Annotated in this window: 11 protein-coding genes; 9 read left to right on the top strand and 2 right to left on the bottom strand. The window is 68.5% G+C overall.

What is annotated here, in order from left to right; genetic code table 11:
* Window positions 1-111 precede the first annotated feature (111 nt).
* From ACV7GQ_RS00760 to ACV7GQ_RS00740, 5 genes are read left to right on the top strand one after another with little or no spacing between them, the layout of a single operon-like run.
* Entirely contained in the window at window positions 112-1,050 is a 939-nt protein-coding gene (locus ACV7GQ_RS00760; protein WP_470311655.1) for a branched-chain amino acid ABC transporter permease, read from the top strand.
* Window positions 1,047-2,123 (top strand): branched-chain amino acid ABC transporter permease, encoded by a 1,077-nt coding sequence (locus ACV7GQ_RS00755; protein ID WP_470311654.1) that lies wholly within the window; start codon window positions 1,047-1,049, stop codon window positions 2,121-2,123. The genes ACV7GQ_RS00760 and ACV7GQ_RS00755 overlap by 4 nt, the downstream gene beginning before the upstream one ends.
* The gene (locus tag ACV7GQ_RS00750) at window positions 2,120-2,878 is read left to right on the top strand and encodes an ABC transporter ATP-binding protein (RefSeq protein ID WP_470311653.1); all 759 of its coding nucleotides are present in this window, start codon (window positions 2,120-2,122) and stop codon (window positions 2,876-2,878) included. Before ACV7GQ_RS00755 ends, ACV7GQ_RS00750 begins: the two co-directional genes overlap by 4 nt.
* On the top strand, window positions 2,875-3,618 hold the full coding sequence (locus ACV7GQ_RS00745; RefSeq protein WP_470311652.1) for an ABC transporter ATP-binding protein: 744 nt from the start codon (window positions 2,875-2,877) through the stop codon (window positions 3,616-3,618). The genes ACV7GQ_RS00750 and ACV7GQ_RS00745 overlap by 4 nt, the downstream gene beginning before the upstream one ends.
* Before the next feature lies 1 nt (window position 3,619).
* Entirely contained in the window at window positions 3,620-4,294 is a 675-nt protein-coding gene (locus ACV7GQ_RS00740; RefSeq protein WP_470311651.1) for a thioredoxin family protein, read from the top strand.
* A 26-nt stretch (window positions 4,295-4,320) separates the two neighbouring features.
* Here ACV7GQ_RS00740 and ACV7GQ_RS00735 read toward each other — a convergent pair whose 3' ends face one another.
* Both ACV7GQ_RS00735 and ACV7GQ_RS00730 read right to left on the bottom strand, forming a co-directional pair.
* Window positions 4,321-4,722 (bottom strand): universal stress protein, encoded by a 402-nt coding sequence (locus tag ACV7GQ_RS00735; protein ID WP_470311650.1) that lies wholly within the window; start codon window positions 4,720-4,722, stop codon window positions 4,321-4,323.
* A 96-nt stretch (window positions 4,723-4,818) separates the two neighbouring features.
* Window positions 4,819-6,216, bottom strand: a complete 1,398-nt coding sequence (locus tag ACV7GQ_RS00730) for a signal recognition particle protein Srp54 (RefSeq protein ID WP_470311649.1) — start codon at window positions 6,214-6,216, stop codon at window positions 4,819-4,821.
* A gap of 106 nt (window positions 6,217-6,322) precedes the next feature.
* Between ACV7GQ_RS00730 and ACV7GQ_RS00725 the strand changes: the two genes are divergently transcribed.
* The 4 genes from ACV7GQ_RS00725 (at window position 6,323) to ACV7GQ_RS00710 (ending at window position 10,479) form a co-directional block, all read left to right on the top strand.
* A complete protein-coding gene (locus tag ACV7GQ_RS00725; RefSeq protein WP_470311648.1) occupies window positions 6,323-7,231 on the top strand; it encodes an AEC family transporter in 909 nt (302 codons plus the stop codon).
* 37 nt (window positions 7,232-7,268) lie between these two features.
* Window positions 7,269-7,643 (top strand): cupin domain-containing protein, encoded by a 375-nt coding sequence (locus ACV7GQ_RS00720; RefSeq protein WP_470311647.1) that lies wholly within the window; start codon window positions 7,269-7,271, stop codon window positions 7,641-7,643.
* Window positions 7,644-7,688: 45 nt separating this feature from the next.
* A complete protein-coding gene (locus ACV7GQ_RS00715; RefSeq protein ID WP_470311646.1) occupies window positions 7,689-8,339 on the top strand; it encodes a bifunctional 4-hydroxy-2-oxoglutarate aldolase/2-dehydro-3-deoxy-phosphogluconate aldolase in 651 nt (216 codons plus the stop codon).
* Between the two features lie 295 nt (window positions 8,340-8,634).
* The gene (locus tag ACV7GQ_RS00710; RefSeq protein WP_470311645.1) at window positions 8,635-10,479 is read left to right on the top strand and encodes a PDC sensor domain-containing protein; all 1,845 of its coding nucleotides are present in this window, start codon (window positions 8,635-8,637) and stop codon (window positions 10,477-10,479) included.
* Window positions 10,480-10,489 lie beyond the last annotated feature (10 nt).

Here is a 10,489-nt window from a genome sequence, read left to right as displayed (position 1 = left end):
GACCTCGCGAATTCATCAGTATTTATTTCCATGAAGCGTGTTATGCCATACGATACCGATACACATGTGTAAGACCGTCCAATCGACCGACAGCTTCGGAGGGCGTCGACGGTGAGTCTGCTCTCGCAGATACTGACGATCCTGCTCAACGGACTCCAGCAGGGTGCCATCTACGTCCTACTCGCGGTGGGGCTCTCTATCATCCTGGGGACGCTGAAGTTCGTCAACTTCGCCCACGGGGCGTTGTACCTCCTGGGGGCGTACCTCGGGTTGTTCATCACGACCGAGATACAGTTGACGAACGGGATGCTCCCGGAGTGGGGCATCACGACGTTCGGCCTCGGGCTCGGCTTCCTCGCCGCGCTCGTCATCGTTCCAATCGTCACGTTCCTCGTCGGCATCGTGATGGAGCGGTTCGTGGCCAAACCGTTCTACGACAGGCCGGACACCGACCAGATACTGGTCACGTTCGGGCTGGCGGTCATCTTCCAGGAGGCGCTGCGGGCGCTCATCGGGGGCGACAGCCAGTCGCTCCCCCAGCCCGGCTGGGCCTCGGGCCCGATCGCCCTGCCCGTCATCGGGAACTTCCCGCGGTGGCGGCTCGGCGTCATCGCCATCACGGCGCTGCTGGTGCTGTTCGTCTACGCGCTCGTCGAGTACACCGACTTCGGGCTCATCGTGCGCGCGGGGACGATGGACAGTGAGATGGTCCGGCTGCTGGGTATCCGGCTCGACCGGCCCTACCTGGTCGTCTTCGGCATCGGCGCGGCGCTTGCGGGCGTCGCCGGCGTCGTCGGCGGCCCGCTGGCGAACGTCAACCCCAACATCGGCACCGAACAGCTGGTGCCCGCGTTCCTGACCGTCGTCATCGGCGGGGTCGGGAAGATAGAGGGGGCGGTGCTGGCGGGACTGTTGCTGGGGACGTTACAGGTGTTGCTCATCCAGACCGGCTTCGCCGCCTGGAACCGGGTCGGCATCTACGTCCTCGCGGCCGTCATCCTGCTGGTCCGCCCGCAGGGACTGCTCGGCTCGGAGGTGGACGTCGAATGAGCGACGAACCGAGCGACGCGGCGGCGACCGCCGAGATATCCGAGGAGGCCGGCCTGGGCGGCCGGCTGGCGGCGATACAGGACAGCGAGCTCGCCGTCGTCGGCATCGCCGTCGTCGGCGTGCTCGTCTTTCCGCTGGTGTTCAACAACCTGCTGAACGGCTACACCCAGCTCGCGACGCTGGTGCTCGTCTGGGGCATCTTCGCGCTCGGGTTCGACATCCTGCTGGGGTACACCGGCCTGCTGTCGTTCGGGCACGCCCTCTTCTGGGGGAGCGCCGCGTACGCGGCCGGCATCTTCAGCGCCAGCGTCAGCGGCCAACCGGTGCTCGTCATCCTCTTCGGGACGCTCATCGCGGTGCTGCTGGCCTGGATAATCGGCTTCCTCTCGCTGCGCCGGGGCGGCATCTACTTCGCCATCCTGACGCTGACGTTCGGCCAGATGGCGTTCTACCTGTCCTCGTCGCCGCTGGCGTTCCTCACCAACGGGGAGAACGGGTTCACGTCCGTCGACATCGCGCCGCTGTTCGGGGTCGTCGACCTCGGCGGGCGGCTGTCGGGGCCGCTGGCGATGCTGCCGGGCAACACCCTCTACCTGTTCGTGGGCGCGGTCACCGTCCTGGCCATCGCGCTGGCGAACCGCATCCTGAACTCCCCGTACGGCATCGTGTTCAAGGCCATCCGCGAGAACGAGTCCCGCGCGGAGTTCGTCGGGCTCGACGTCTGGCGGTACAAGCTGATGGCGTTCGTCATCTCGGCGCTGTTCGCCGGCATCTCCGGGAGCCTCTTCGCCATCGAGGGCAACTACGTCCCGCTGAGCTCGCTGTACTGGACCACCTCCGGCGAGGTCGTCATCATGACCGTCCTGGGCGGGGTCGGGTCGCTGTTCGGCCCGCTGTTCGGGGCCGCGGTGTACCTCTACATCGAGTTCATCGTCAGCGGGATGGACGTCATCGGGCCGTTCTGGCACCTCATCCTCGGGCTGGTGTTCGTCGTCGTCGTCGTGCTGTTCCCCGACGGCATCTGGGGCGGCGTCACAGCCATCCGCGACTACATCGGAGGTGAGCGCCGATGACGGTCCTGCAAACGAATGGGTTGACCAAGCGCTTCGGCGGCCTCACCGCCGTCGACGAGGTCGACATGAGCATCGACAAGGGCGAGGGCGTGAGCCTCATCGGCCCCAACGGCGCCGGCAAGTCGACGTTCATCAACCTCGTCACGCGGCGGCTGGAACCCAGCGAGGGCGACATCCAGTTCAACGAGCAGTCCATCCTCGGGCTGGACCCCCACGAGGTGGTCCAGCGGGGGATGAGCAAGTCGTTCCAGACGGCGTCTATCTTCCCGGACCTCTCCGTGGAGGAGAACGCCATCATCGCCGCGCTCGCGGCCGAACACGGCTCGTTCCGGTTCAACTTCCTCCGGCACCGCAACGCCTACCCGGAGGTGACGCGGGTGGCCGACGAGGTGCTCGAGTCCGTCGGCCTCTACGAGCAGCGCAACGCGACCGCGAAGAACTTAGACTACGGGAACAAGCGCCGGCTGGAGATCGGCATCGCGCTGGCGGCCGAGCCGGACATGCTCCTGATGGACGAGCCGACCGCGGGGATGTCCCCCGAGGAGACCGAGTCGACGGTCGAGCTCATCAAGGAGGTCAAGGAGGAGCTCGACCTGACCTTCCTGCTCGTCGAGCACGACATGGAGATCGTCTTCGACATCTCCGACCGCATCGTCGTGTTGAACCGCGGGCAGGTCATCGCGCAGGGCACGCCGGCGGAGGTCCAGGACGACCCCGCCGTACAGGACGCCTACCTGGGAGGTGCCGAGGAATGACGCTGCTGGACGTCGACAGTATCGACGGCTACTACGGCGAGAGCCACATCATCCAGGACGTCTCGATGACCGTCGACGAGGGGGAGATAACGGCGCTGCTGGGCCGCAACGGCGCCGGCAAGACGTCGACGCTCCGGTGCATCTCCGGGGCGACGCCCCCCGAGGTACGGGACGGCTCCATCCAGTTCGACGGGGTGGACATCACGAACCAGCCCCCCGAGGACATCGCCGTCCGGGGCATCTCGCTGGTGCCCGAGGAACGGCGCGTGTTCACCGACCTCACCGTCGCCGAGAACCTCCACCTCGCTGAGACGGTCCGCAACAAGACCAACACCTGGCGGCGGAAGCTGCAGTTCCGCGACGAGGGGATGTCGACCGACGAGATATACGAGTTCTTCCCCCGGCTGGACGAGCGCCGCACGCAGAAGGCCGGCACGCTGTCGGGCGGGGAACAGCAGATGCTCGCCATCGCCCGCGCGCTCCACCAGAGCACCGACCTGCTGATGCTGGACGAGCCCTACGAGGGGCTGGCGCCACAGATCATCGAGGCCGTCGAGGACGCCATCGAGCGGATCAGCGAGAACGGAACGACCGTCCTCCTGGTCGAGCAGAACGCCGTCGCCGCGATGAACATCGCCGACCGGTGTTACGTGCTCGACCGGGGCGAGGTCGTCTTCAAGGGCGAGGCCGAGGAGCTACGGGCCAACGAAGAGATACGCGACCGGTACCTGGGGGTCTGAGATGGCGGCGAACCAATCCCCGGAGGAGCTGCTCGAGACGCTCGTCGAGGAGGACGTCGTCACCGTCGACCCCGAGACCGACCTCGTCAGCACGACCGACGAGTTCGAGTCCCACCGGTCGGTGTACTACGACACCTACCTGACGATGCCGGACGCGGAGTTCCACGAGTCCGTCGCCGACGTGTTCGGGCTCCCCTCCGCAGAGGCGGCCGCCGAGCGGGTCGAAGAACTGGAGGTCAGCCGCGAGGAGTTCGCGACGTTCCTCACGCTGCGGTCCCGGCTGGAGGGGTACGACCAGTCGGAGCTGACCGTGATGGCCCAACTGGCCACCGAGGCCGGCCCGTCGACGCCGGTCCCCGACGCCGTCGAACACCTCGACGACGAGACGTGGGCCGCGTTCGTCGACCGGGACCGGGCCATCGTCACCGTCTGGAAACTGTTCTGTGACCCCTGTGAGGCGATGAAAGAACAGTTCGACGACGTGCTGGCCGCCTTCGACGGCATCCCAGTGGGTGGCGTCGACGGCGAGCAGTGCCCCGAGTTCTGCCGGTCGGTCGGCGTCAACGCCGCGCCCGGGTTCGTCTTCTTCGAGGACGGCGAACCGGTCGAGATCGTCACCGGCCGGACCGACCCCGACGCGCTGGCGGCCCGCACCGACGAAGTGTACGGTCGCTGACGCGGGCGGGCACCGCAGGGGCCGTTTCAGTCCGCTTCCTCGCCGCTACAGACGAGCACCGGCCGGTTGGTGCCGAGGATGACGCTCTGCGTGACGCTCCCGAACAGCACCTTCCCCGTGGGCGTCCGCTTGCGCCCCGCGACGACGATGAGGTCGGCGTCCCGCTCGTCCGCGATGTCGAGGATGGCCGACGCCGGGTCGCCGCTCGACTCGGAGAGGGAGACGGTGACGCCGGCCTCCTCGAGAATGTTCTTCGCGCGGCGCACCGAGGACACCTGTTCGACCGAGGCCCCCTCCGGATTGTCCTGGAAGTCGTGCAGCAGTGTCACGTGAACCTCGTCGTGGTCCATCGGCATCCCGGTGATCTCCTTGGCCTGTGCCCGTGCGCGCGCTTCGCTCGTGTCGATGCCGGCAACTATCTCGTACATACGTGATAGTTTGCGCGCCCACCTCCTTACTTTACTGGTCAGAACTGGTCGAGCGACCCCGCGTGAACGCGCCAGCGTCGGGTCGACCGGCCGGCCTCAGAACGGGCCGGGGCCGCCGCCGCCCATACCGCCCATGCCGCCACCGCCGCCGCCCTGCTGCATCTGTTTCATCATGCGCTCCATGTCGCCGTCGCCCATCCCCTGGAACTGCTTGAGCATCTGCTCCATCTGCTTGTGCTGCTGGAGCAGTTCGCGGATGCGCTCCTCGGGCTTGCCGGACCCGCGAGCGATGCGCTCGGTGCGGGACTGGCCGACGACGCGGGGGTTCTCCAGTTCCTCCTCGGTCATCGATTCCATGATGACCTCGAAGTCGCGCATCCGCTCCTGGGTGACGTCCATGGCGTTGTCGGGCAACTGGTCCATCAGCCCCCCACCGAGGCCCGGAATCATGTCCATCACCTGGTCGAGCGGCCCCATGTTGTTCATCGTCTCCATCTGCTTGCGCATGTCCTTGAGGGTGAACTGGCCCTCCAGCATGTCCTCGGGGTCCCAGTCCTCCTCGTCCTCGCCCGTCTCCTCCATCGCCCGCTCGACGCGCTCGGTCAGTTGCTTCAGGTCGCCCATCCCGAGCAGCCGGGAGATGAAACCGGAGGGCTCGAAGCGCTCGATGTCCTTGACCGTCTCACCGGATCCGAGGAAGGCGATGGTCGAGTCCGTCTCGTCGACGGCCGCCAGCGCACCCCCACCTTTCGCCGTCCCGTCGAGTTTCGTGATGACGACGCCGTCGATGCCGATGGCCGCCTGGAAGTCCGCGGCCTGGCTCTTCGCGCTCTGGCCCATCGCCGCGTCCAGCACGAGCAGGTTCCGGTCCGGGTTCACCTCGGCCTCGATACGCTCTATCTGCTCGATGAGCTCCTCGTTCAGGCCGTCACGGCCGGCCGTGTCGACGATGCGCACGTCGGCGTCCTTCGTGGCTTCGAGGCCGTCGCGGGCTATCTTCACCGGGTCGTCCTCGTCGGGGTCGCCGTAGAACTCCACCTCGGCGCGGTCGGCCATCTCCTTGGCCTGGTCGTACGCCCCGGGGCGGTCGGTGTCTGTCTGGATGACGGCCGGGCGGAGCCCCTTCGTCGAGAACCACCACGCCATCTTCGCCGCCGTCGTGGTCTTCCCCGACCCGTAGAGGCCGGCGAGCATGATGGTCTGCTCTTCGAGGGGGAGGTCCGTCGACTCCCCGACGAGGTCGACCAGTTCCTCGTAGACGATGCGGAGCACCCAGTCCCGGGGCGTGGTGCCCGCGGGCGGCTCCTCGTCCAACGCGCGCGACTTGATGTTCTGTGAGAGCTCCTGAACCAGCGAGACGTCGACGTCGGCCTGCAACAGCGACCGCTGTATCTCCTTGACGACGTCCTCGATGTCCTCCTCGGAGATGCGGGACTTCCCGCGGAGGTCGTCGAGAGTCCCCCGCAGGGAACTCCCCAGATCGTCGAGTACCATTGTTAGCCCGAGGTACGCGACCGCACGGGTAAAGGCTTGTTGTCACCGGGAGTCGGCGCCGCGGCGGGGACGAAAGGGACAAGAGGGCCAACCGGCTGGAACCGGTATGGCCGTCCTCGGGCAGCTCGCGTACATGCTCGCGTTCCTCGCCGCCGGCGTCGGCCTGCGCCGGGCCGGCGTCCTAGACGAGGAGCGGACGAGCCTGCTGACCGGGGTCGCGTTCTACGTCGCCCTCCCGGCGCTCGTGTTCGCCTCGACGTACGACCGGCCGCTGGGCGACCTCGTCTCGCCGGCCCTGCTGGGCGGGTTCTGGCTCGTGCTCGCGCTGACGCTGGCCGTCGGCTGGGTCGTCCACCGCGACCACGACAGCGACGCCCGGCGGAGCGTCGCCCTGGTGCAGTCCTACCACGGGAACATGGGCTTTCTCGGCCTCCCGCTGGTGGCCGCGACGCTCGGGGGCGAGGCCGCCGCCGTCGCCAGCGTCGTCCTCGGCGTCGGCGCGCTGACCCACGTCCCAATCACCGTCTTCCTGCTCGTGCGGTTCAACGACAGCGAGGCGTCGCTCGCGGGGGAGCTCCGGGAGCTGCTGACCAATCCGGTGCTGGTCGCCCTCGCCGCCGGCATCCTCGCCTCGCTGGCCGGCGTCGGCGTACCGGCCACGGTCCTCACCGGGCTGGAGGCCGTCTCGACGCTCGCGCTCCCGCTGGCGCTCGTCTGCGTCGGCGGCACGCTCGACACCGACCTCTCGCTGTCGTCGCTGGACGAGAGCGTCGGCGTCGTCGCGATGAAGGTCGTCTGGATGCCCGTCCTCGCGTGGGCGGTGTTCTCGGCGCTGGGACTGGAGTCGACGGCGCTGGCCGCGGCCGTCGTGATGCTCGGCGTCCCGACAGCCGTCTCGACGTACGTCTACACGAGCGAGCTCGGCGGCGACGAGGCGTTCGCGTCGCTGAACGTGTTCACCACGACCCTCGCCTCCCTCGGGACGCTGTCGGTGCTGGTCTGGCTGTTCGGCTGACCGCACGCTTTTGTCTGCCGGGGTCCCCACCACCGCCATGGGCTACCACCACCTCGACCCCGACGACCTCCCGGCGACCGAGGACTACCCCTGCGACCGGCGCGGCGTCTCCGACGCCGCCGAACTCCACGCGCTCCACGCCGCCACCTACGAGATGGCGCCCGGCGAGCAGCTGCCTCGGACCTACCACTACCACCGGCAGCGCGAGGAACTGTTCTACGTCGTCTCCGGGACGCTCCACGTCGAGACGCCCGAGGGGGAGTTCGTCGTGCCCGCCGACGAGGTGTTCGTCGCCGAACCCGAGAGCCCCCATCGGGCGTTCGTCCCCGATGACGCCGACGGCCCGACGAAAGTGCTCGGCGTCGGCGCGCCCAAGACCGACATCGCGCTCCCCTACGAGGGCGATAGCTGACGCCTTTCACCTACGCTTTTGGCCCCTGCCCGCACACGCTCTCTCATGACGAGCAAACAGGCAGTCCAGCAGCAACTCGTAGACAGCGGGGTCACGGCCGTCCTCCGTGGCATCCCCGAGGAGAAGATGGTCGACGTCGCGAAGGCCGTCCACGAGGGCGGCGTCACGGCGCTCGAACTCACCGCCGACGCCAAGCGCTGTTCGGACATGATAGCGGCCGTCGACAAGGAACTCGAGGGTACCGACGCCGTCATCGGCGCCGGCACCGTCATGGACGCCGCCGCCGCGCGCAACGTCATCGAGGCCGGCGCGGAGTTCGTCCTCGCGCCGAACCTCAACGAGGACGTCGTCGACGTCTGCAACCGCGAGGGCGTCGTCTGTGTCCCCGGCGTCATGACACCCAGCGAGGCCGCCGACGCGATGGAGGCCGGCGCGGACATCCTGAAGATGTTCCCCGCCTCCACCGTCGGCCCGGGCCACATCGGCGCGCTCCAGGGACCGCTGGGCGACGTGCCCATCATGCCGACCGGGGGCGTCTCGACGGACAACGTCGCGGAGTACTTCGACGCGGGCGCCGTCGCCGTCGGCGCCGGGTCCGCGCTGGTCGACTACGAGGCCATCGAGAACGACGACATGGACCAGGTCCGCGAGAGCGCCGCCGAGTTCGTCGAGGCCGTCGAGGCCGCCAGAGAGTAGCGAGGTTACGACCAGCCGGGAGGACCCTCGACGGAGCGGGGACCGAAGTGACCCGCGGAGTGGCGGGACGCCACACGTGAGGACGGTTCGTTCTGGACGTCGCCCGGCCAGCGACGGCGTTGGCTCTCACCGGCGGAAAGGAGCAAAACTATTATGAAATAGTATTTCACAGATAATCGCATGCCAACGGATGGCGCAGTGACTGGGGGCACAGCACCGACGCGGTGGGGCCGCGCGGGGACCGAGACCGGGGTTCGACCGGGCGGGACGGGGACCGGGTCGAGGGGGGACACGGATGCGTGACGGCGGTCTGATAGGCGTCGTGCGGTCCGTGACGCCGAGGTTCGTCCGCCGGAGTTTCGCGCTCAAGTTCTTCATCGCGCTGCTGTGTATCGGCGTCCTCGTCGGCAGCGTCGGCGCCATCGGGACCCAGCAGATGACCGCCGAGTTCGAACAGCAGGTACTCGACGAGCACGCGACGACGGCCAAGCAGGAGGCCGACAGCCTCTCGAACTGGAACACCCAGAACTCGCTGTTCGTCGAGACGATGGCCCGCTCCCAGCCGGTTCGGGCCGGGAACGTCTCCGAGATACAGTCGCGGTTCGACCGGGAGCTGCGCGAGCGCGACTTCGACGCCGACGACCAGCCCAACCTCCACTACGTCGACGCCGACGCCGGCGTGGTCGCGGCCTCGACGAAGTCGAACTACCGTGGCGAGTCCGTCGCCATCCTGAACGAGACGGTCAGGGCGGCGTTCGACTCGGGAGCAGCGACGGTCGTCACCGGGGCCTACACCGACACGCCGACGCTCGAATCGCCACAGCCGCGTATCGCCTACGTCACGCCCGCCGGCAACGGGGCCGGCGACTACGTGGTCTACACCGTCCCGTTGCAGATGCGCACCGGGACGCTCTCGGGCACCGGGAGCAGCACCACGCTGGTGGTCGACGGCTCGAACGAGGTGCTGTTCCACCAGTCGAACACCGACCTGTTCCTCCAGCCCTACGGCGAGGCCAACGGCGCGCCGGCCGCGGCCCGCGAGCGCGGCCCCGCCGACCCCGGTGCGGTCCGGGCCGGGCCCGCGACGGCGGCGCTCGACGGGTCCGCGAGCATGGCCGGCGAGGAGTACGTCGTCGGCTACGCGCAGGTGCTCGATACGGACTGGGTGGTGCTCGTCCACACCGACGTCCAGACGGCCTACGGCACCGTCCGGAGCGTCGCCGACCGGGGGCTCCTCGCGACGGTGCTGGGCGTCGTCGCTATCGGCGCTATCGGCGCCGTCCTGGGCCGCAACACGGCCAGCGCGCTCAACCGCCTGACCCGCAAGACCGAACGGATGCAGGACGGTGAGCTGGACGTCGAGATCGAGTCCGAGCGCGTCGACACGGTCGGGCGGCTCTACGACGGGTTCGGGGCGATGCGCGACGCCCTGCAGGAGCGCATGGCGGAGGTCGAGCGCGAGCGCAAGCGCGCCGAGGTCGCCCACGAGGAGGTGGTCGAGACGAACGCGTACCTCCAGCAGACGGCCGCCACCTACTCCGAGGTGATGGAGCGGGCCGCCGCCGGCGACCTGACACAGCGCATGGAGACCGACGGTCAGCACGACGCGATGGACGCCATCGCCACCGACTTCAACGAGATGATCGCGGAGCTGGAGAAGACGACGGGACAGCTCAAGAGCTTCGCCGGACAGGTCGAGGAGTCCGGGGAGGTCGTCGGGGCCAGCGCCGCCAGCGTCAAGGACGCCGCCGAACAGGTCGCCGAGTCCATCCAGCGGATATCCGACGACGCCACCGGCCAGCGCGAGCGCCTGCAGGAGGCCACCGAGACGGTCGATGCGGCCGTCGCCGCGCTCGAGGACGGCGACGTCGAGCGCGCCCGCGACAGCCTCGACGACGTCGCCGGGACGCTCAACGAGGTGGCCGACGCCACCGACCACACGATGTCCGAGGCCGAGAACGTCGCCGGCGCCGCCGAGGAACAGGCCGCGGAACTCAACGAGGTCAGCAGCCGGGCCGACGAACTCGTCCGCTACGTCAAGCCGCTGTACGACGTCCTCGACCGGTTCGAGACGGAGGCCGAACACCAGTTCGTCTTCACCGGCGGCCCGTCGCTGGGCGAGGGCGAGACGGACGACTGACGCCGCCCCG

The sequence above is a fragment of the Haloarcula sp. MBLA0163 genome (assembly GCF_055632435.1).
The sequence above is the reverse complement of the archived record's forward strand: the minus strand, read 5'-3'. Positions and strand labels throughout refer to the sequence as shown.